Below are 21370 nucleotides of genomic sequence, written 5' to 3'. Positions count from 1 at the left end.
TCAGGGCAGAAGAGACGTATTCGCAATGATCAGTTGAGGATAGCGAAGGCGCGCACCGGCGATCCGGAGCCGCCCTTGAACTTCAGCGGCACGCCGAAGAACTGGAATTCGCCCTTGCCCACCAGTTCTTCCAGATTCACCAGCCATTCCCAGTGGCTCATGCCGAGGTCACGGCACAGGCGGTGCTGGGCGAAGATGTTGTCGGAGGGCTTGTCGGTGGAGGGGCCTTCCACGCCCTGCATCTTCGAGCCGCGGTCATACAGCCACTTGGTGGCTTCCGCCGTGAGCAGCGGATTCTTCCACACGGAATCCAGGCTCGGATAGTTGCGGTTGTGGAAGCCCGTGCACAACAGCACGATGTGCCCGTCCACCTTCACGCCGGCGGCCGCCTCGGCCTTCTCCATATCCTCGACGGTGATCTCGCCGAGGTCCGGGATGTGGCGCAGGTCGAAGCACACGGCCTTGCCCATGAACATCTCCAGCGGCATCTCGTCGATGGGCGCGCCGTCCGGCTTCACATGGCGGAAGGCATCCACATGGGTGCCCACGTGGTCGAGCATGGCGATGAAATTCGTCTGGAAGGTCATGGCGTCGCCGGGCACGCCGAGGCCCAGCGCCTTCGAGCTTTCGTGGCTCATGTGGGTGGTGATGACCGGCCGCTGAAACAGCTTGTGGGCCGGCATGTTGTCTTCGATGAGCAGGCTGAGATCGACGATTCTGGACATGGGGGCTCCTTGGACTGGACGGACTTGCAAAATGATGAGGCTCAGGCCGCCGGTTTCTTGCGGCCGAGAAAGGCTTCCATCACCTCGGGATCGCGGGCGAGCACCTGGCTCGGCCCCTCCCGCGCGACGCGGCCGTTGGCGATGACATAGGCATGGTCGGCGATGGCCAGCGCATAGGAGGCGAGCTGTTCCACCAGAAGGATGGTGAGGCCGGCCTTGTTGAGGGTCGAGAGCACGCCCATGAGCTGGTCGACGATCTTGGGCGCGAGGCCGAGCGACAGCTCGTCGATGATGAGCAGCTCAGGCTCGGCCATCAGCCCGCGGGCGATGGCCAGCATCTGCTGTTCGCCGCCGGACATGGAGCCGGCCTGCTGGGTAAGGCGCTCCTTCAGGCGCGGGAACAGCTCCAGCACCTTGTCGCGGGTCTGCTTCGCCCGCGCGCCCTTCAGCCCGCCATGGACGTAGGCGCCGAGGATGAGATTGTCCTCCACGCTCTGGTCGGGGAAGATCAGCCGGCCTTCCGGCACCATGACGAGGCCTTGGCCCACCTTGGCATTCGCGCTCATGCGGGTGGTGTCGGCGCCGCGGAACAGCACCTTGCCGCCGGAGGGGGCGACGAGGCCGGTCGCGCCCTTCACCATGGACGACTTCCCGGCACCATTGTTGCCGATCACCGCCACCAGCTGGCCGCGCTTGACCTGAAGGGATATGTCGCGCACCGCCACCGCCGCGCCGTAGCGCAATTCCATGGACTGGATGTCGAGCAGCACGTCCGCCGTGTGGGTATCGGGAGGGGTCATGCCGTCACCTCGGCCGGGTTCGCGTGATCGAGGGAGGTGCCGAAATAGGCCTCGATGACGCGCGGGTTCTCCTGCACCACGGCGGGCGTGTCGCTGGCGATCACCTGGCCGTAGTCCAGCACGGTCACCGTATCCGCCACTGCCATGATGAGCTCCACATGGTGCTCGATGAGCAGCACCGAGACCCCGAGCGCCGCGATGCGCCGGATCATGGCTTCCAGCTCGTCGATCTCCTGGGTGGTGAGCCCGGCGGCGGGCTCGTCCAGCAGCAGCAGGCGCGGCCGGGGGGCGAGGGCTCGGGCGATCTCAAGGCGGCGCTGGAGGCCGAAGGGCAGGAAGCGCGCCTCCTCGTTGGCATAGTCCTCAAGCCCCACGAACACGAGCAGGCCGATGGCGGCGCGCCGGCATTCCTCGTCCTGCCGCCGCATGGCCCCGGTGCGGAGCACCGCGGCGAGGAGCCCGTAGCCGAGGCGCTGCTGGTAGCCCACCATCACGTTCTCCAGCACGGTCATCTCGCCGAACAGTTCGGTGTTCTGGAACGTGCGCGAGAGGCCGGCGCGGGCGATCTCGTGGGAAGGCTTGCCGGCGAGCTGGATGCCGTCCAGCTCGAATGCGCCCTCGCTCGGCTGGTAGAAGCCGGAGATGGTGTTGACGAAGGTGGACTTGCCGGCGCCGTTCGGCCCGATGAGGGCATGCACCTCGCCCGGCTTCACCCGCAGCGAGGCTTTCGCCAGCGCCGTGAGCCCGCCGAACCGCACGGTGAGGTCGCGCGCCACCAGCTCGGATTTCTGCGCGCGGGGATCGAGCCGCAGCGTGTCCTCGGCGGGCAGGCCTTCGGACGCGGCGACCGCGCGGGGAACCGGCACCAGCCGTTTCAGGCCGGCGGCGAGCGAGCCCATGATGCCGCGCGGCATCACGAACATGACGACCAGCAGCAGCGCGCCATAGGCGAACTTCTGCCACACCGCGAACTCCTGCAGATATTCCGGCAGATAGGTGAGGATATAGGCGCCCAGCACCGGCCCGAAGGTGGAGGCGGCGCCGCCCAGGATCACCATGAGCAGGAAGCGCACGCTGTCGGAGAAGGTGAAAATGTCGGGCGAGATGTAGGAATTGAGGAAGGCGTAGAAGGTGCCGGCGAGGCCCGCCGTCACAGCCGCCGCCACGAAGGCCAGCGTGCGCATGGCGGTGGCGTCCACGCCCAGCGCCCGCGCCGCGATCTCGCTTTGGGACACCGCCAGCATGGCGCGGCCGTAGCGCGAAACCTTGAGATTGTGCGCGGCTGCGGTGGCGAGGAACAGCACCACGGCCAGCACGCCATAGAAGGCATAGCCGGACAGCCGCACCCCGAACGCATTGGCCGAGGGAATGGAGGTGATGCCGGTGGTGCCGCCCGTGAGCGACTGCCATTCGATGGCGACATTCTCCACGATGAGGCCGAAGGCGATGGTGACGACGGCGAGATAGACCCCGCGCACCCGCACCGTGGGATAGGCGAGGAGCACGCCGAACCCGGCCGCCACGATCGCGGCGATGAGGCTCGACGAGATCATGTCGAAGCCAAGCCGCGTCGCCACGATGGCGCCGGTGTAGGAGCCGAGCGCGAACAGGCCCGCCTGTCCGAGGGAGACGAGGCCGGTCAGCCCCACCAGCACGTTCAGGCCCACGGCGATGATGCCGTAGATCAGGAACAGCATGAACAGGCGCAGCTCATATTCGTTGCCGGAGGTGAGCGGCACGATCACCAGGATGGCGGCGAGGGCCGCGAAACCCAGCAGGGTGAGATGGCGGGTGAGGTGTCTCATACCTTCATCACCTCCCGCTTGCCGAACAGGCCCTGGGGGAACACCAGCAAAGTGAGGATCATGAGGGAGAAGCCGATGATCTCGCGCGCGGCGGTGGAGATGTAGCCCTCGACGAACTTCTCCATCACCCCGTAGACGAGGCCGGTGATGACCACCCCCGGCGCCGAGGTGATGCCACCGATGATGGCAACGGCGAAGCCCTTCAGGCCCGGCAGCACGCCCATGGCGGCGGAGGCCTGCACCACCGGCGCCACCAGCACGCCGGCCGCCGCGCCCAGAAGCCCGGCGAGGGCGAAGGAGAAGGCGACCACCGCATTCACGTTGATGCCCATGAGGGCCGCGGCATTCTTGTTATGGGCCACCGCCCGCATGGCGCGGCCGACCAGGGTGTGGCGCTGGAGGGCCCGAAGGCCAAGCATGGCCACCACCGCCACCAGCGGGATCACCAGTTCCTGCGGATAGATGCCGGCGCCGAGGATATGCACCGAGGAGGCCACCCCCGGCGAGGGCAGCGGCCGGGCGTAGCCCTGGGTCTGGATGGTGGCGAAGCTCTCCACCATGATGCCCACGGCGATGGTGGTGAGCATCCACCCCACCGAGCCCTGCTGGGACAGGAAGGGGCGCACCGCGATGCGCTCCAGCACCAGCCCGAACAGGCCGCCGGCCAGCACCGCCACGAGACAGGCGAGGCCCAACGGCAGGCCGGCAGCGAGCAGATAGACGGCCAGCAGGCCACCGATCATCAGCGTGTCGCCATGGGCGAAGTTCACGGCCTTGGCGGACGACCACATGATGTGGAAGCCGAGTGCCACCAGGGCGTAGATGCCGCCGATGGCAAGGCCGGACAGGATGTATTGCACCACTGTGGTCATTGCGGGCGACCTGTTGATGGGAGGGGACCCGGCCGTGGCCGGTCGAGGCGCGGGGCGGCTGCGCGGGAGAGGCAGAAGCGGGAGGCGGCGAGGGAAACCGCCTCCCGCGCGGGCTCACTTGTCGTAGGGCGAGCCCTTGAGGGGGATCAGCTTGCCGTCGTGCCAAACGGTCAGCAGGTAGTATTGCGGCAGGATGGCGTCCTGGCGCTCGGGATCGGCCTTGTCGAAGGCCGGCTTGTAGGGGGCGACGAGGCCGTCGCGGCTCACTTGGTAGAGGGCCTGCTGCACCTTCTTCCAGTCGAAGGAGCCGGCGATCTTGATGGCGTCGGCCAGCACGTAGACCGCGTCATAGGAATTCGCGATGCCGGACGGCGCCTTGATGTCCTTCGGGTCCTTGATGCCGGTCTTGGCCTCGACGGCAGCAAGCAGCTTCTTGCCCGCCTCGCTCTGCGGGGTGAGGAAGGAGTAGGTCTGCATCACCCGCACGCCGTTGGCGAGGGGACCGGCCAGCTCGCCGAGATTGCCGGAGATGCCCCAGGCGCCGATGATGGCCGGCTTCCAGCTCGCCTTGTCCATGGACCGCAGGATCTGGTTGGCCTCGCGGTCGAGGGACCACACGATGACCACGTCCGCCCCGGCGTCGCGGGCGCGGATCACCTGGGGCGACATGTCCTGATCGTTCCAGTTGAAGGTCTCGGCGGCCACCAGCTCCTTGCCCTTGGCGGCAAGCGCGGCCTTCACGTCCGGCAAGGCGCCGTTGCCCCAGCCGGTGTTCTCGTAGAAGAACGCCACCTTGCCGGTCTTCGACGCCTTCAGGGCCTCGTCCACCAGGAAGCGGGCGACCCACTTGTCCTTGGCGGAGACGCGGAACATGAAGTTGGGATCGCGCCCATTCTCGATGGCCTTGGTGTTGGCCGCCCACACGCCCATGTAGGGAATGCCGATCTCGTGGATCGGGTCCACCTGCGCCAGAGCGACGGTGGAATGGAAGCCGCCGAGCACGGCGATGCACTTGTCCGCCAGCGCGATGCGGCGGGTGTTGTCGACGCCGCGCGGCGGGGCGCCGGCATCGTCATACTGCACCAGCCGCAGCTTCTTGCCGAGCACGCCGCCGGCCGCGTTGATCTCGTCGATGGCGATCTCGGCGCCCATCTTGATGGCGAGGCCCGAAAAGGCGGCCGGGCCGGTGACGGCGGCGGAATTGCCGATACAGGGTTCCTGATCGGCCAGCGCCGTGGCCGAGAGGCCGGTGCAAAGGCCGAGCGCCACCGTCGCAGCCAGGAGCTGGCCGCGCAAAATGCTCTGTGGAGGCATGTCTGTTTCTCCTGCCGTGTACAGGACGCGCCGGGCATGACCGCCCGAAAATCATCTGCGAGATGAGGCTGATATAGGCGCTGCCTCAGGACAAAGATTATTTTCCGATCACATATATAGGCCCAGCCTATAGGGTGCTTTAATAGGCTGCACCAAACCCAAATCAACCATACCAAACCATTGATTATTATCGGCTTATGCCACTTTATAGCCCATAGTTTGTGCATATGGCTATATATCATGCAATTTGACAATCGCCTTTAGGCAATGCCATTTCAGATAATGCAAAGGTGAGCCATGGACCTTCGTCAGCTCAAATACTTCGTCCAGATTGCAGAGAGCGGGAATTTCTCGCGTGCGGCAGAGGTTTTGCGCATTGCTCAGCCCTCGCTGAGCCAGCAGATGAAGAATCTGGAGGAAGAGCTGGGCGTCGAACTGCTCATGCGCCATGCGCGTGGCGTCACGCCCTCCGAGCTGGGACAGCAATTCTACGACCATGCCCGCCGCATCCTTGAGGAAGTGGACCGGGTGAAGGACCAGGTTCGCTCCACGTCGCTCAATCCATCGGGACGGGTGTCGGTGGGGCTGCCCACCTCCGCCTGCCGGGGCCTCGGACTGCCGCTGATCTCGGCGATGGCCGAACAGCAGCCCAAGATCGCCCTCCACGTGGTGGAGGCCATGACCGGCTATCTCGACGACCTCCTCCAGGCCGGCCGGCTGGACGTGGCCCTGCTGTACGACCACAAGGCGTTCGAGCATGTGGCCTGGACCGAGATGATGGTCGAAGACCTCATGCTGTTCGCAGCGCCCGACCACCCTCTGGCAGCCAAGGGCGCCATCGCGTTCCGCGACATGTTCGCGTGGCCCATCGTGCTGCCCGGCGCGCCCAACGTGATGCGCACGGTGATCGAGCAGTTCGCCGCCCGCAACGACGTGGAGCCCATCGCCACGGCCTGCGACAGCCTGCCCACCATCGCCCGTCTGGTGCGCTCCGGCCGGGCGCTGGGGGTGATGCCGCATTTCGCCTTCATGGACGAGATGGCGCGCGGCGAGATGGTCGCCGTCCCCATCCTCGATCCGACGCCGTCCTGGCGGCTGTCCGTCGTCGTCTCCCAGCGCAGCATGAACCCGCGCGGCTCCGAGGCGGTGGCCAAGGTGATGGCCAATGTCATCGCCGAGATGGTCGAAGCCGGAACCTGGCGCGCCAAGCTCAAGGGCGAGAAGGCCCGCGCCAGCGTGAAGTGAAATCGCGGAAATCAACCCCTGCCAGCCGTCGAGGCCCCCCATGGACCTGATTGTCAAGAACGCCCGCCTGCCGGACGCGCCGGACCCTATCGTCGATATCGCCATCACCGCCGGCCGCATCGAAGCCATCGCGCCCGAGATCACGGCTGACGCCGAGGTGGTGGATGCCGGGGGATGCCTCGTCGCCCCCGGTTTCGTGGAAACCCACATCCACCTCGACAAGTCCTGCATCCTCGATCGTTGCTCTTCCCGGCGGGGCGATCTGGAGGAGGCCATCGCCGAGGTGGCCCGCGCCAAGAAGGACTTCACTCCGGAGGACGTGTACGCCCGGGGCCGGCGCACCATCGAGAAAGCCATCGCCCAGGGCACCACCCACATGCGCACCCACCTGGAGGTGGACCCCGGCATCGGCCTGCGCGGCTTCGAGGGGGTGATGCAACTGGTGGCGGATTATCGCTGGGCCATCGACATCGAGGTCTGCGTGTTCCCGCAGGAGGGCCTCACCAACAATCCGGGCACCGCAGAGCTGATGGTGGAGGCGCTGCAGCGCGGGGCGAAGGCGGTGGGCGCGGCGCCCTATACGGACACCGACCCGCACGGACAGATCGACCGGGTGTTCCAGATGGCCCGCGACTTCGACGTGGACATCGACATGCATCTGGATTTCGGCGCCGATCCCACGGCGCTCGATCTCGAATACGTCTGCACGCTCACCGAACGCTTCGGCTGGGGCGGGCGGGTGGCCATCGGCCATGTCACCAAGCTCGCCTACGTGGAACCGGAGCGGCTGGTGGAGATCGCCACGCGCATGCGCGATGCCGGCGTCGCGCTCACCGTGCTGCCCTCCACCGACCTGTTCCTGATGGGCCGGGATCGCACCTTCGCCAAGACGCGCGGCGTCACCCCCGCGCACCTGCTGCTGCAGCAGGGGGTGAACTGCTCGCTCTCCACCAACAATGTGCTGAACCCCTTCACCCCGTTCGGCGACTGCTCGCAATTGCGGATGGCGAACCTCAACGCCAACATCTGCCACGTGGGCTCGGCCCACGACATGACCGAGTGCTTCCACATGGTGACGAGCCGCCCCGCCCGCCTCATGAACCTTCCCGATTACGGGCTGGAAGTCGGCAAGGCGGCGGATTTCGTCATCATCGACAGCCCCTCCCCGCGCGATGCGGTGGCCGAGCTGTCGCCTGTCCTCGCGGCCTTCAAGGGCGGTCGGCGCACCTTGACGCGGGAGCGGGCGAAACTGCACTTTCCCGGCTGCGGGTGCGGACGATGAGCGGTGCCGATGCGTTCGGCGCCTTCATCCCCGGCCCCGCCTCGCCCGGCCCAGCGCCGCATTCGCCCCCCGCGCCGGCCCTGGTCTAACTTGCCTCGTGCCTGATCGTGACCACTGTCGTCACAACGCCTTGCAGGCGACCAAGAAGGTATCCCAAGCCTGCCGTCAGGAGGAGGATCACCGCCGCCGAAAAGTCGGGAGAGACTCCCGTTCGACCGCCATGCTCCCCTGCCCCTGAAAGGAAATAGGCGGAAGCGACGAGCGAAGCCGCGAAGATACCGAGCCCGGCGAGGCGCATTCCGGCGGACACGGCGTGGGGCGGAGGTGCCGCGGCAGAAGGTGCGCCAAGCGAATGCGCGACAGGAGCGGCAGTGGTGGGGGGCGGCGGAGGCATGGCAGCCGATGCCGGCGCATCCCCTTGCCCGAGGGTCCGGCGTGCAATGATCTCCTGCGCGAAGCGCTTGAAGAAGGCGCCCGACATCTGCTTCGCGGTCGCGTCGATGAGGCGGGCGCCGAGCTGAGCCAGCTTTCCGCCCACCTGCGCATTGACCTCGTATCGCAGGATGGTGTCCGCCCCGGCCGCCTCGAGGGTGACCCTCGCCTCGCCCTTGGCGAAGCCGGCCATGCCGCCCTGCCCTTCGCCGCTGATGCGATAGCCGTTGGGCGGATCGAGGTCCGAAAGGGTCACGGCCCCCTCGAAACGGGCGCTGACCGGCCCCACCTTGAGCACCACCCTGGCGCTCATCTGCGTGTCGGAGCTTTTCACCAGCTCCTGGCAGCCCGGAATGCAGAGCTTGAGGATCTCCGGATCGTTGAGCGCCTGCCAGACCACCTCGCGCGGGGCCGGGATCAACTGTTCGCCGCTCATGTCCATGTGCGTGTCTCCCTTCCCCTTCAGGCCGGTGCGTCGATGCCGCCGAGGCAGTCCGCGAGGCCGAGCAGGGTGGCGGAATGCTTGTCGGTCATTGCGTTCTCTCAGCCCTGGAAGTCCACCACGAGCCGCACGACGGAGCCGTCATGCAGCCGATCGAAACCTGCGTTGATGTCCTGGAGCGGGATGCGCCCGCTCATGAGGCGGTCCACGGGAAGACGACCCGCCTTGTAAAGCTCGATGTAGCGCGGCACGTCGCGCACCGGCACACAGGTGCCGATATAGCTGCCCTTCACCGTGCGCTCTTCCGCCACGAGGCTCACGATGTTCACCGGCAGCACCGCATCCGGCGGCGGCAGACCGGCGGTGACGGTGGTGCCGCCACGCTTGGTCATCTTGTAAGCATTCTCCAGCGCCCGCGCGGAGCCGGCGAACTCGAACACGAAGTCGGCCCCGGCGCCGGTGAGCGCGCGCACCTGCTCGATGGCATCGGGCGCGCGGGCATCCACGACGCCGGTGGCGCCGAGGTCCTTGGCCAGTTGCAGCTTTTCCGGCGACAGGTCCACCGCGACCACCCGCGCGGCGCCCGCCGCCAGAGCCCCGAGGACGGCGGCGAGACCCACGCCCCCAAGACCGACCACAGCCACCGTCTCCCCCGCCTGCACACGGGCCGTGTTCACCACGGCGCCGACCCCCGTCAGCACCGCGCAGCCGAACAGCGCAGCGACATCGAGGGGGATATCCTTGTCTATCCGGACCAATGAGCGACGCGAAACCACCGCATGGTCAGCGAAGGCCGAGCATCCCAGGTGATGATGGATGGTCTCCTCGCCCTCGTGCAGGCGGATCGCGCCGGTCAGCAATTCGCCCTTGCCGTTGGCCACCGCGCCGGGCTCGCACAGGGCGGGGCGGCCCTGCGAACAGGGCTGGCAATGGCCGCAGCTGGGCATGAACACCATGACCACGTGGTCGCCCGGCTTCAGGTCGTCCACCCCGTCGCCGACCTCGACCACGACACCCGCCGCCTCGTGGCCGATGGCCATGGGCATGGGCCGGGGGCGGCTGCCGTTGATGACCGAAAGGTCCGAGTGGCACAGGCCCGCCGCCGCGATCTTCACCAGCACCTCGTCGCGGCCGGGGCGGTCCAGTTCCACCTCCTCGATGTGGAGCGGCTGGCTCTGCGCGTAGGGCATCGGCGCGCCCATGCTGCGCAGGACGGCGGCTTTGATCTTCATGGCTTTGAGGCTCCCTGACGGTCGTCGAACGCGCCTGCCGCCAACTCCGGGCAGCTTGACACGATCTATCATAGTCTAATAATGCAAGTCACTAGGGATCGGAACCAGACATGCCGGAAATGCGCCGATGAAGCCCGCCCGGTTCGACTATGTGCACGCCGAGAGCATCGCCCACGCGGTGGAGGCGCTTGCTGGCGCGGGCGGCGACGGGAAGGTGCTCGCGGGCGGGCAGAGCCTCATGCCCATGATGAATTTTCGCCTCGTGAAGCCATCGGTCCTAGTGGACATCAACCGCATCCCCGGCCTGGACTGCATCACGCATGAGGCTGGCGTGTTGCGCCTCGGCGCGCTGGTGCGCCACCGCATGACGGCGGAGGACGGGCTGGTGGCGCGGCACATCCCGGTGCTCCACGCCGCCATGAAGCATGTGGCGCATCTCACCGTGCGCAACCGCGGGACCTTCTGCGGCAGCGTGTGTCACGCCGACCCCGCCGCCGAGATGCCCATGATGACGCTGCTGCTCGACGGCACGGTCCATATCGCTTCCCCGCGCGGCGACCGAACCATGGCGGCACGGGACTTTCTGGTCGGCTCCCTCTCCACCGCATTGGAGCCGGATGAGATGGTCGTGGCCGTCGATCTGGCCATTCCCGAGGACGGCACGGGCTGGGCATTCGAGGAGTTTTCGCGCCGCCACGGCGACTATGCGCTGGCAGCCGTCGCCGTGCTCATGGCGCGGGCGGACGGACGGATGCGGAACGTGCGCATCGCCATGATGGGCATCGCGGACACCGCCTTGCGGTTCGCAGACGTGGAAGCGGCTCTGGAGGGGCGCGAGGGCACTCCTGCGGCCTTCGATGAGGCCGCAGCGCTGCTCCAGGCGGCCATCCAGCCGAACTCCGATCTCAATGCCTCCGCCGACTATCGCCGCCACCTCGCAGGCGCCCTCGCGCGGCGCGCACTCGCCGAGGCGTGGCAACGGACGGGCGAAGCCACCGGCGGGACGGCGTGATGCAGGACCAGGCCACCATCACGCTCACCATCAACGGGCTCACCTATACCCGCGCGGTGGACGCGCGGCTGTTGCTGAGCGATTTCCTGCGCCACGAGATCGGCCTGACAGGCACGCACGTGGGCTGCGAACACGGCGTGTGCGGCGCCTGCACCATTCTTCTGGACGGGCGCAGCGCCCGGTCCTGCCTCACCCTCGCCATTCAGGCGGACGGCGCGACCATCGAGACAGTGGAAGGGCTCGGCCGGATGAGCGATCTCGGCCGCGTCCAGCAGGCCTTCCGCGAGCACCACGGCCTCCAGTGCGGCTTCTGCACGCCGGGCTTCCTGATGACCATCACCGACATGCTGCGCCACCACCCGCTGGAGACCGACGACGCGATCCGCGAGGCGCTCTCCGGCAACATCTGCCGCTGCACGGGCTATCAGCACATCGTGGATGCGGTGCGCGAGCTGGCGCGCGAACGGGGGCCGCTGACATGACCGCCTTCGACGCTTCCGTGGAGATGCGCCCCCGGCTGGTCGGCCAGCGCATCAAGCGCACCGAGGATCCGCGCCTGCTGACCGGTTCGGGTCGCTATGTGGACGACATGGCCCCGCAGGGCCTTCTGCATGTGGCGGTGCTGCGCAGCGACCAGCCCCATGCGCGCATCCGGTCCATCGATGTCGGGGAGGCCTTCGCGGTGCCCGGCGTGGTCGCTATCTTCGACGCCGGTGACATCGCCGGGGACTTCAAGCCGGCCATCCCTACCTCCCGCATGAAGGGCTATTACGCGACGCCCTTCCGCCCCCTCGCCGAGGGCAAGGTGCGCTACGTGGGCGAGCCCGTGGTCGCGGTGGTCGCCGAAAGCCGCTACGCCGCCGAGGACGCGCTGGAGCTGATCTCCATCGACTACGAGCCGCTGCCCGTCGCCATTGCGAAGGAAGAGGCGGCCGCGGACGACGCCCCGCTCCTGCATGACGAGGCCGGCACCAACGTCATCATCTCCCGCACCTTCGCCCGCGGCGATGTGGATGCCGCCATCGGCGCGGCGGCAGTGGTGGTGAAGGGGCGCTTCCGCATGACGCGCAAGACGCCCATGCCCATGGAAACCCGCTCCTACCTTGCCGAGTGGGACAGGCGGCGACAGGCCCTCACCCTGCATTCCTCCACCAACATCCCCGGCATCATCTGCGACGTGCTCGGCTCCTGCCTCGACCTTCCGGGCAATCTGGTGCGGGTGGTGGCGCCCGACGTGGGTGGCAGCTTCGGCGGCAAGGGCTCGCTGAACCATGAGGAGATGCTGGTCTGCGTGCTCGCGCGCAAGCTGGAGCGGCCGGTGAAGTTCGTCGCCGACCGCATGGAAGACCTCACCGCCATGAGCCAGGCCTTCGACGAAACCATCGAGGCGGAGCTGGCGGTGGATGCGGACGGGCGCCTGCTCGGCCTCCGGGCGGACGTGATCGGCGATATCGGCGCCTATTCCATCTACCCATGGACCGGCGCGCTGGAGCCGGTGCAGGTGGTGAGTTTCCTGCCCGGCCCCTACCGCATGGAGCATTATCGCGGCCAGGTGCGCGGCGTGCTCACCCCCAAGCCGCCCACCGGTCCCTATCGCGGCGTCGGCCGCCCCTCCTCCACCTTCGCCATGGAACGGCTGATGGACATGGCGGCCCGCAAGCTCGGCATGGACCCCGCCGAAATCCGGCGCCGCAACCTCGTGACGGCCGAGGAGTTTCCCTACCGCACCGGCTCCGGCATCATCTGGGACCGCTCCGCATTCCAGGAATGCCTTCAGGGCGTTTGCGAGCTGGTGGACTACCCTGCCCTCCTGCGCCAGCGCGACGCGGCCCGGGCCGAGGGGCGATGGGTGGGCATCGGGCTCGCAAGCTATGCCGAGCTGACGGGCATCGGCTCGCGCATCGCCGTCGCGCCGGGCATGCCCATCAACACCGGCACGGAGACCGCCTCCATCCGCATCGATGCCACCGGTGCCGTGACGGCCGCCTTCGGCATCTCCTCCCACGGCCAGGGGCTGGAGACGACGCTCGCCCAGGTGGTCGCCGACGAGCTGGGCTGCCGCATGGAGGACATCGAGATCCAGCACGGCGACAGCGCCCTCGTGCCCATGGGCACGGGCACCTATGCCAGCCGTTCGGCGGTGCTGGGCGGCGGCGCCGCCACCAAGACGGCGCGCGTGGTGAAGGCGAAGGTGCTGAAGGCCGCCGCCTTCCTCATGGACGTTCCGGTGGACGACCTTGAGGCCGAAGGCGGCGTCATCCGCGCCCGCTCCTCCAATGCGACAATGACCTTCCGGGAGGTCGCCCACGCGGTCTATGCGCAGATGGGGCGCATCCCCCACGAGCAGCGGGAGGATCTCGTCGGCTCCGAGAGCTATGACCCCTATCTCGGCACGGCCTGCGCCTCCACCCATTTCGCCATGGTGGAGGTCGATCCCGCGACCTTTGCGGTGACGGTGAAGCGCTTTGCGGTGGCGGAGGATTGCGGGCGCATCATCAATCCGCTCATCGTCGACGGGCAGGTACACGGCGCCGTCGCCCAGGGCATCGGCGCCGCCCTGCTGGAGGAAGTGGTTCACGATGAGGGTGGCCAATTGCTGACCGCGAGCCTCGCCGACTATCTCGTGCCCATCGCCAGCACCATGCCTGAGATCGAGATCCTCCACGTGGAGGCGGACCTGCCGAACAATATCGGCGGGTTCCGTGGCATGGGAGAGGGCGGCACCATCGGCGCGCCGGCCGCCATCGCCAATGCGGTGTCGGACGCCCTCGCGCCGCTCGGCATCGAGGTGGACACCCTGCCTGTGACGCCGGATCGCCTGTTCCGCATGGTTCAGGCCGCACGGGCCTCAACGTCCACCTGAACCATGCTCCGGCTGCGATCCGCGGAAGCGGATCGGGCGCCGAACCCTGAGGATCCGGCGCCCGTCGCTCCACGGGAAGGTCGATGCAGCCGTGTCAGGGCTAAGACTGCACCATCTCCTTCAACCGGAAGCGGATGATCTTGCCGGAGCCGGTGCGCGGGATTTCGTCCACCTGATGCACCACATGGGGCACCTTGTAGGATGAGAGGTGATGGCGGCAGTGGTCGAGCAGCAGGTCGGCATCGAAACTGCCATCGCGCGGCACCACATACAGCGCGGGCACCTCGCCGAGCTGGGGATGGGGCACACCCGCGACCGCGCAATCGAGCACGGTGGAGAACAGCAGCACCACCTCCTCGATCTCTGCTGGCGCGATGTTCTGCCCGCCGCGGATGATCAGCTCCCTCAGCCGGCCGGTGATGGTGACGAAGCCATTGCGGTCGGCGCGGGCGAGGTCGCCGGTGTGGTACCAGCCGTTGCGCAGGGCCTTGGCCGTTTCCTCCGGCTTGTTGTGATAGCCGAGCATGACATTCGGCCCGCGCACGATCAGCTCACCCTCCTGTCCCGCATCAAGGTCGCGCAGGCTCGCCGGATCGACGATGCGCAGCGCCACGCCCGGCAGGGGCAGGCCGCACGACCCCATGACGCGCGAGGACGCGGCGGCGTTCATCGTGACCATCGTGGAGGTCTCGGTGATGCCGTAGCCATCCAGTAGCGGCACGCCGAATTGAGTCTCGAAGGCGGTGTTCAGCGTCGCCGGCATGATCGCCCCCGCGGAGACGCATACACGCAGGCCCGGCAGAATCTTTCGTCCCTCCGCCTGCGCCGCCTCCATCAGATAATGGAACATGGTGGGCACGCCGGGGAAGACGGTGAATTCGCCGGTCCCGAGCAGGCGCATGGCCTCGCGCGTCGAATATTTCTCCAGGATGTATTCGCTCGCACCGGTGGCGAGGATGGATAGCACCGAGAAGTTGAGGGCGTAGGAGTGGAACAGGGGCAGCGGCGAGAGCACATTGTCCGCGCTGCCGAGGCCGACCACGGGGCTCCAGCACGCCGCCGTCACCCACAGCATGCTGCGGCAGGTGAGCAGCACACCCTTGGCACGTCCAGTGGTCCCGGACGTGTAGATGATGAAGGACGCCGCATCGATATCTGCGGGATCGCGGGCAGGCGTGGCGGGCGGCAGCTCCGCCAGCGCCTCGAAACTGCGCAGGTCGCCGGCGGGGGCGTCCACCAATAGCAGGCCGGCGACGCTGGGCGCCTCGGCGCGCAATCCCTCCACCATCTCCGCGCGGGCGGCTGTGGTGATGACGATCCGGCATGCGGCATCGGACAGGCGGTAGGAGACTTCGCCCGGCGCCGCATCCGCGCTGATGGGCACCGCGACGCCCCCGGCCCGGACGATGGCAAGGCAGGCCTCCACCCAGGAGACGCAGTTCGGCAGCAGGATCGCCACCCGGTCCCCGGCCCCGACGCCGAGCCCGGCGAGATGCCCGGCGAGGTTCGCCGTGCGCCGCTCCAGCTCGGCATAGGTGACGGCGCGTCGCGCATCGCGGAACGCGACTTTCGCGCCGCGTTCCGTCGCATGCCGCCGCAACAGCTCCGGTACCGGAGCGATCAGATCGGCCTTGAGCATCTGTTCCTCCCCATTGATCACCGCGTTCTTGTGCGCGGCTGTCTTCACACCATGCAGAAGCCGCCGGAGATGGAGATCACCTGCCCGGTGATCCACGAGCCCTTGGGCGAGGCCAGCAGGGCAACTGTGGGTGCGATGTCCTCCGGCTGGCCGAGACGGCGCAGCGGATAGAATTTGGTGAGCTTGTCGCGGTTGGCTTCCACCCACGAGCGGTCATGGGCGGTCTCGACGAGGCCGAGGGACACGGTGTTGGCCGTGACGCCGCTGCGGCCCAGCTCCCGGGCCAGCGACTTCATGAGGGCGATGGTGCCCGCCCGCGCCGCAGCAACGATGGCGAGGCCGGATTCGCCCACGCGCGAGGAGTCGCCGACGATGGCGATGAGACGCCCATCGCCCGCCTTCTCCAGATGCGGGACGGCCGCGTGGGCGAGATGGATGGCGCCATAGAGGCAGGTATCGATCTGCGCCTTCCACTCTTTCTCGGTGGAGTCGGTGAATTTCTGCCGGATGGCGAGGCCGGCATTGTTGACCACGATATTCAGGCCGCCGAAATCAGTAACGATGGCCTCGACCATCGCCCTGACGGCGGCAAAATCCGCCACGTCCGCCTTGTAGGCCTTGGCCTCGCCGCCGCGCGCGCGGATTTCATCCACGACCGCCTGCGCCTCTTCCGCCGAATTGCGATAGTTCAGCGCGACCGTCGCCCCCTCCGCGGCGAGGGCGAGCGAGATCTCGCGCCCCACATCGCGCGCGCCGCCGGTGACCAGCGCAACCTTGCCCTTCAGATTGAGATCCATGGAAAATCCGCCTTGCGTGAGATGATGGATGGAAACGGGCCCGCGCCTCACTCGTAGGCGTCCGCCCCCTTCCGCAGGGTCTGCCACTGGGCATCGTCATGGCCGCACAGGACGGTGGCGCCGCCCGCCTCGATCCTGCGGATTTCTGCGATGGAGCGGTTATGCAGATCGACGTTCCAGGTGTTCTTCGGCACCACGCCGGGGTCGAGGCTGGTGCGCACGCTCACCGCGTCCGAGGCGAGCAGGAAGGGGCCGTCGCGGTCCAGCGCGACGAGCGCGCCGGTGAGGCCCGGCGTGTGGCCGGGAAACGGGATGAGTGTCACGCGGCCATCGCCGAAAAGATCCTTTTCCCCGTCGATCAGCTCAAGCGGATTGCCCTGATCCCACTCCACCGGGAGATAGCCCGCAGAAGCGGCATTCTCCGCCTTCGCCGCGGCGAGTTCCGCCGCATGCACAACGACCGTCGCCTTGCGGAAAAAGCCGTTGCAGCCGCAATGGTCGGGATGGAAGTGCGAGCACACCACCACGTCGATGTCATCCGCCCCAAGCCCCACGCAGGCGAGTTGGGAGACCACATTGTCCTCGCGCCCCATGATCGGCGTCATGGCCCGCGCCATCCCGCCCCAGCGGGCCTCGGCGTCGTCCACAACGGACGGGTGGCAGCCCGTGTCGAACAGGACGTTGCCCTGGGCGTGGCGCAACAGGATGGAGGCAACCGGCAGCTCGATGCTCTCGCTGCGGTCGGCGTCGGGCTGGTAGATGTGCCGCTTCATCCGGAGGCGGCCGCCCGAAAGCACATGCATCTTCATGGCTGTTCCTCCCGTGCGGGACCGCTCACCGTCCCTCGAAGCGCGGCGGGCGCTTCTCGGCGAAGGCGTTGCGCCCCTCCTGATAATCGAAGCTGCGGGATGCACCGTCGATGCGCGCCTGCGCGGCATCGAGATCGAGCGCACCGGGCCCCATGGCGAGACCATCGAGGATGAACTTCGCCCCGCTCACAGAGAGCGGTGCATTGGCCGCGATGCGTCCAGCGAGGGTCCGGGCCGCAGCCATCGGGTCGTCGGCCATTTCGTCCGCGAAGCCGATGCGCAAGGCCTCCCCGGCGGGGATGCGGTCGGCGGTGTAGAGGATGCGCTTCGCCTGCGTGAGCCCGACGAGGGACAGCAGGCGCTGGGTACTGCGCACGCCATAGACGATGGAGAGCTTTGCCGCCGGAATGCCGAAAATGGCGGTCGGCGCGGCAATGCGGAAATCGCAGGACATGGAGAGGTGGCAGCCCCCGCCGAGGCAATAACCGGAGACCACGGCGATGGTCGGCTTGCCCGCCCCGGCGATGGCGTCGGACGACGCATCCACCGCGACCTCGTAGTCCACGCTCTGCTCAAGCGTATGGCGCACCAAGGGAAACTCGGAGATGTCGGCGCCGACGCTGAAATCCGCGCCAGCCCCCGCGAGCAGGATCGCCCGCACGTCGCGGTCCGCGCCAAGTTCGGAAAATATCCGCGCCACGTCCCGCCACATGGCGAGCGTCATGGCATTGCGCTGCGCCGGACGATTGAGCGTGACAGTCGCGATGTGGTCCTCGACGGCGACTTCGATATCCGCCATTCAGCCCTCCTTGGTCCCGGTGCCCGCCTCGTCGACGACGAGGGGCGCAAGAACTTGGCGCAGCTTGTCCGGGAGTGGAACAGGCCGGTTGGTGGCGCGGTCCACATAGACGTGGATGAAATGCCCCTGCGCGGCCGCGACCTGGTCCGCATCGCGGAAGATGCCGATCTCGTATCGCACGCTGGTGGTGCCGAGACGCCCGACGCGCAGGCCCGCATGCACCGTCGAGGGAAACGACAGGGACGAGAAATACTGGCAGCGCGTCTCCACCACGAGCCCGATGACAGGGCTTGCCTGGACATCCAGCGCGCCCGTCTCGATCAGGTAATGGCCGACAGCCGTATCGAAGAACGAGTAGTAAACCACGTTGTTCACGTGCTGGTAGACGTCATTGTCCATCCACCGCGTCGCGATTTCCCGGAAGTGTGGGTAGTCCTGCCGCCGGTCCGGCGTTGTGCCTGCGCTCACCTGACGCCTCCCTTCAAGGACTGCCCGCGGGCAGGCACCTGCGGTTTTTGCCCGCCGCTCCAGGCCGCCCGATGGCGACCGCGGTGATCGGTTCCGCTGATCAATTCGTAACTTGCATTAATAGACTGAAAGTGCTGTTGTCAATGCCGCACCGACCGACACGGGACCAACTGCCCGGCCTTCGACAGCATTTCCTGCAGCAAGCACCCATCCATACTGCATTGCAGGATAGGGCGACCGAGACGCGGCAATTCAAACGTCCATTTATGAAAGACATCGGTCGGCGCAGGGACAGACCAACCGGACGCTAAGCCGGAAAGGCGCGCCGGATCATGCAGGAGGAAGACGGATGTCCAGGATCGCACACGTGGCGACGATTTGCGCCGCGCTTGCCATGTCGCTGCCGGCCTATGCCCAGAGCCCCGCGGCTCCGCCAGCCGCCGGCAAGATTTCCAACGACGTGGTGAAGATCGGTGTTCTCACCGACATGTCGGGGCAGTTCTCCCACGAAGCGGGCGAGGGATCCGTCACGGCGGTGAAGATGGCCGTCGAGGACTTCGGCGGGAAGGTCCTCGGCAAGCCCATCGAGGTCATCGTCGCCGACCACCAGAACAAGACCGAAGTCGCCATCGCCAAGGCGAAGGAATGGTTCGACGTCGACAAGGTCGACATGATCGCCAACCTGATCAATTCGGCCGTGGCCATCGGCGTCGCCGGGGTGGCGAAGGAGAAGAACGGCATCGCCATCATCAACGGCTCGGGCTCCTCGCGCCTCACCGGCGACATGTGCACGCCGAACTCGATCCACTATGCCTACGACACCTACGCGCTGGCCGTCGGCACCGGCAATGCGCTCATCAAGCAGGGCAAGAAGAACTGGTTCTTCCTGACCGCGGACTATGCCTTCGGCCACGCCCTGGAGGCCGACACCGCGTCGGTGGTGAAGGCCGGCGGCGGCAACGTGGTGGGCTCTGTGCGCTACCCCATCAACACGCTCGATCACGGCTCCTTCATGCTTCAGGCGCAGGGATCGGGAGCGGACGTGATCGCGGTTGCCGGCTCTGGCACCGTCTTCATAAACGCAGTGAAGGCCGCGCATGATTTCGGGCTGACGCAGTCCGGCAAGCAGTCCCTCGCCGGACTTCTGGTATGGATCACCGACATCCATTCCATGGGTCTCGAAAATGCCCAGGGCCTTGTGCTCACCAATGCCTTCTACTGGGATCGGGACGACGAGACCCGAGCCTTCTCCAAGCGCTTCGAGGCGCGCATGGGCCGCAAGCCGCACATGGGCGACGCGGGCGACTATTCCTCCACCATGCACTATCTAAAGGCCGTCGAGGCGGCGGGGACCGACGAAGCGCAGGCCGTCATGGCCAAGATGCGCGAGATGAAGGTCAACGACTTCTTCGCCAAGAACGGCTACATCCGCGCGGACGGCCGGTTCATCCACGACATGTACGTCTATCAGGTGAAGAGCCCGTCGGAATCGAAGGGCCCGTGGGACTATTACAAGCTGGTGCAGGTCATCCCGGGCGAGCAGGCGTTCCGCCCGCTGTCCCAGAGCCAGTGCCCGCTGGTCAAGAAGTAGCGCGCGCCGGGCGGCCCCGGCGCGGGGCCGCCTGCTTCTCCGGCCTCGGCACATCCTGCGCCGGCGCATCCTCGCCCGGCACCAGAACAGCAACCATCCGGTCGCCGGCCTGCGGGGCGCCATACCGCGCAGGATCGTAGTTGAGGCGGTAGCGCATGTCCGGCGCCTCGATCGGCTTGCGGCACTTGTCGCAGACGACCACGGCGGAAAAATCGTGGCCGCAGTCGAGATGGGTCAGGATCAGAGGCGGATCGCCGGAGGACAGCCAGCGGTCACCCCAGGCGCCCATGGTGATGAATGCGCCGTAGAGGTCCTTGCCCATCTCGGTCAGCCGATATTCGTAGCGTTCGGGCAGATCCTGATACTTGACCCGATCGAAGACCCCGCGCGCCACGAGCCGGCCGAGCCGCTCGGTGAGGATGTTGGGCGCGATCCGCAGCTCGGTCTGCATCCGGTCGAAGCGCCGCACGCCGAAGAATGCCTCGCGCAGGATGAGAAAGCTCCAGCGGTCGCCGATGATCTCCAGGGAGCGCGACACCGAGCTCGGGCGCCCACGCGAGAAGCTCGCGGATTCCGCGGTACGCCGCGCCCGCTTCGCAGGTTCCACGGGGGTGCGGCCGGCGCCCGGCCCGTCGCGGTAGCTCACGCGGTTCGCCTTCACCTCGCCGAGGCAGTGGGAACACGCCACATAGGGTTCGCATTCCTGCCCGCAGGTGGCGTGGATAAGCTTGAGCGGCGGCCCCTCCGGACCCGAAAGCCAGCGGTCGCCAAACCGGATGAGCGCGACGAAGCTCGGATAAAGCTCCATCCCGCAGCGGGTGAGGTGATACTCCGCCCGGCTGGAACTGGCCGAATAGCTGACCTGCCGAAAAATTCCCCGCACCGTGAGGCGCTTGAGCCGTTCCGCCAGGGTGCCGCGGGGCAGCCCGAGCGCGGTGCGGAACTCCTCGAAGCGACGCGCGCCGAAGAACGCTTCGCGGATAACCAGGAAGCTCCACGCATCCGACATGATCGAGATCGTGCGTCCCACCGAGCAGTTGCGCTCAAACAGCTGAAGCACGGCACGGTTCCGCGATGCGGCCTTCGCATTCGATGCAGGGCCCGCACGCTTTTCGTTCGGCATCTGGACGCAGACTCCATGCATCGGACTATCGTCTACTTATAGTATCAACCACTCGTCTCGTCGCGCGAATCGCGCCGTCGCGCAGCGCGGGTTGCGCACTGAAAATTCCAACGAATGCCG

The 21370-nt window shown here is 67.1% G+C and carries 19 protein-coding genes; 6 read left to right on the top strand and 13 right to left on the bottom strand.

The annotated features are described in order from the left end of the window. Window positions 1–29: 29 nt before the first annotated feature. The 5 genes from V5F74_RS10740 to V5F74_RS10720 all read right to left on the bottom strand — a co-directional run bounded on the left by V5F74_RS10740 (window position 30) and on the right by V5F74_RS10720 (window position 5516). On the bottom strand, window positions 30–725 hold the full coding sequence (locus tag V5F74_RS10740; RefSeq protein WP_029554981.1) for a cyclase family protein: 696 nt from the start codon (window positions 723–725) through the stop codon (window positions 30–32). A 41-nt stretch (window positions 726–766) separates the two neighbouring features. Further along, window positions 767–1525, bottom strand: a complete 759-nt coding sequence (locus V5F74_RS10735) for an ABC transporter ATP-binding protein (protein ID WP_374253668.1) — start codon at window positions 1523–1525, stop codon at window positions 767–769. Then, window positions 1522–3330 carry a branched-chain amino acid ABC transporter ATP-binding protein/permease gene (locus tag V5F74_RS10730; protein ID WP_394007934.1) on the bottom strand — a complete coding sequence of 603 codons (1809 nt, stop codon included), beginning with the start codon at window positions 3328–3330 and terminating at the stop codon, window positions 1522–1524. Before V5F74_RS10730 ends, V5F74_RS10735 begins: the two co-directional genes overlap by 4 nt. Beyond that, complete coding sequence (locus V5F74_RS10725; RefSeq protein WP_024278090.1) at window positions 3327–4202, bottom strand: branched-chain amino acid ABC transporter permease; 876 nt, start codon at window positions 4200–4202, stop codon at window positions 3327–3329. The genes V5F74_RS10730 and V5F74_RS10725 overlap by 4 nt, the downstream gene beginning before the upstream one ends. Before the next feature lie 114 nt (window positions 4203–4316). Then, entirely contained in the window at window positions 4317–5516 is a 1200-nt protein-coding gene (locus V5F74_RS10720) for an ABC transporter substrate-binding protein (protein WP_197022911.1), read from the bottom strand. Window positions 5517–5813: 297 nt separating this feature from the next. On the opposite strand from V5F74_RS10720, the gene V5F74_RS10715 reads away from it, so the two are divergent. Next, window positions 5814–6761, top strand: coding sequence for a LysR family transcriptional regulator (locus tag V5F74_RS10715; protein ID WP_029554985.1), 948 nt, complete (start codon window positions 5814–5816; stop codon window positions 6759–6761). 40 nt (window positions 6762–6801) lie between these two features. Continuing rightward, a complete protein-coding gene (locus V5F74_RS10710; protein ID WP_394007931.1) occupies window positions 6802–8043 on the top strand; it encodes an amidohydrolase family protein in 1242 nt (413 codons plus the stop codon). A gap of 85 nt (window positions 8044–8128) precedes the next feature. Here the strand turns inward: V5F74_RS10710 and V5F74_RS10705 are convergent, their stop codons facing one another. Next, the gene (locus V5F74_RS10705) at window positions 8129–8917 is read right to left on the bottom strand and encodes an SRPBCC family protein (protein ID WP_051678704.1); all 789 of its coding nucleotides are present in this window, start codon (window positions 8915–8917) and stop codon (window positions 8129–8131) included. A gap of 101 nt (window positions 8918–9018) precedes the next feature. Beyond that, on the bottom strand, window positions 9019–10149 hold the full coding sequence (locus V5F74_RS10700; protein ID WP_394007929.1) for a zinc-dependent alcohol dehydrogenase family protein: 1131 nt from the start codon (window positions 10147–10149) through the stop codon (window positions 9019–9021). A gap of 127 nt (window positions 10150–10276) precedes the next feature. Between V5F74_RS10700 and V5F74_RS10695 the strand changes: the two genes are divergently transcribed. Genes V5F74_RS10695 through V5F74_RS10685 form a run of 3 tightly spaced genes read left to right on the top strand, consistent with a single transcriptional unit; the run spans window position 10277 to window position 14024 of the window. Next, window positions 10277–11161 carry an FAD binding domain-containing protein gene (locus V5F74_RS10695; RefSeq protein ID WP_394007927.1) on the top strand — a complete coding sequence of 295 codons (885 nt, stop codon included), beginning with the start codon at window positions 10277–10279 and terminating at the stop codon, window positions 11159–11161. Next, complete coding sequence (locus tag V5F74_RS10690) at window positions 11161–11643, top strand: (2Fe-2S)-binding protein (protein WP_394007925.1); 483 nt, start codon at window positions 11161–11163, stop codon at window positions 11641–11643. The genes V5F74_RS10695 and V5F74_RS10690 overlap by 1 nt, the downstream gene beginning before the upstream one ends. Beyond that, window positions 11640–14024 carry a xanthine dehydrogenase family protein molybdopterin-binding subunit gene (locus V5F74_RS10685; protein ID WP_394007923.1) on the top strand — a complete coding sequence of 795 codons (2385 nt, stop codon included), beginning with the start codon at window positions 11640–11642 and terminating at the stop codon, window positions 14022–14024. Before V5F74_RS10690 ends, V5F74_RS10685 begins: the two co-directional genes overlap by 4 nt. Window positions 14025–14124: 100 nt before the next feature. Here the strand turns inward: V5F74_RS10685 and V5F74_RS10680 are convergent, their stop codons facing one another. Genes V5F74_RS10680 through V5F74_RS10660 form a run of 5 tightly spaced genes read right to left on the bottom strand, consistent with a single transcriptional unit; the run spans window position 14125 to window position 18536 of the window. Continuing rightward, the gene (locus V5F74_RS10680) at window positions 14125–15663 is read right to left on the bottom strand and encodes a class I adenylate-forming enzyme family protein (RefSeq protein ID WP_029554992.1); all 1539 of its coding nucleotides are present in this window, start codon (window positions 15661–15663) and stop codon (window positions 14125–14127) included. A 44-nt stretch (window positions 15664–15707) separates the two neighbouring features. Next, complete coding sequence (locus V5F74_RS10675) at window positions 15708–16460, bottom strand: SDR family NAD(P)-dependent oxidoreductase (RefSeq protein WP_394007921.1); 753 nt, start codon at window positions 16458–16460, stop codon at window positions 15708–15710. 47 nt (window positions 16461–16507) lie between these two features. Continuing rightward, on the bottom strand, window positions 16508–17269 hold the full coding sequence (locus V5F74_RS10670; protein ID WP_394007919.1) for an N-acyl homoserine lactonase family protein: 762 nt from the start codon (window positions 17267–17269) through the stop codon (window positions 16508–16510). Between the two features lie 25 nt (window positions 17270–17294). After that, the gene (locus V5F74_RS10665; protein ID WP_394007917.1) at window positions 17295–18068 is read right to left on the bottom strand and encodes an enoyl-CoA hydratase-related protein; all 774 of its coding nucleotides are present in this window, start codon (window positions 18066–18068) and stop codon (window positions 17295–17297) included. Then, window positions 18069–18536 carry an acyl-CoA thioesterase gene (locus tag V5F74_RS10660; protein WP_394007915.1) on the bottom strand — a complete coding sequence of 156 codons (468 nt, stop codon included), beginning with the start codon at window positions 18534–18536 and terminating at the stop codon, window positions 18069–18071. It lies immediately after the preceding gene. Between the two features lie 349 nt (window positions 18537–18885). Here V5F74_RS10660 and V5F74_RS10655 point away from each other — a divergent pair, with 349 nt between their 5' ends. Then, a complete protein-coding gene (locus V5F74_RS10655; protein WP_024278076.1) occupies window positions 18886–20127 on the top strand; it encodes an ABC transporter substrate-binding protein in 1242 nt (413 codons plus the stop codon). Here the strand turns inward: V5F74_RS10655 and V5F74_RS10650 are convergent. Further along, window positions 20117–21187 (bottom strand): winged helix-turn-helix transcriptional regulator, encoded by a 1071-nt coding sequence (locus tag V5F74_RS10650; protein ID WP_394007913.1) that lies wholly within the window; start codon window positions 21185–21187, stop codon window positions 20117–20119. The two genes, V5F74_RS10655 and V5F74_RS10650, sit on opposite strands and share 11 nt — an antisense overlap. Window positions 21188–21370: the final 183 nt, after the last annotated feature.

The organism is Xanthobacter aminoxidans, assembly GCF_043193615.1.
In the GTDB taxonomy this organism is placed as follows: Bacteria; Pseudomonadota; Alphaproteobacteria; order Rhizobiales; family Xanthobacteraceae; genus Xanthobacter; species Xanthobacter aminoxidans.
The sequence above is the reverse complement of the archived record's forward strand: the minus strand, read 5'-3'. Positions and strand labels throughout refer to the sequence as shown.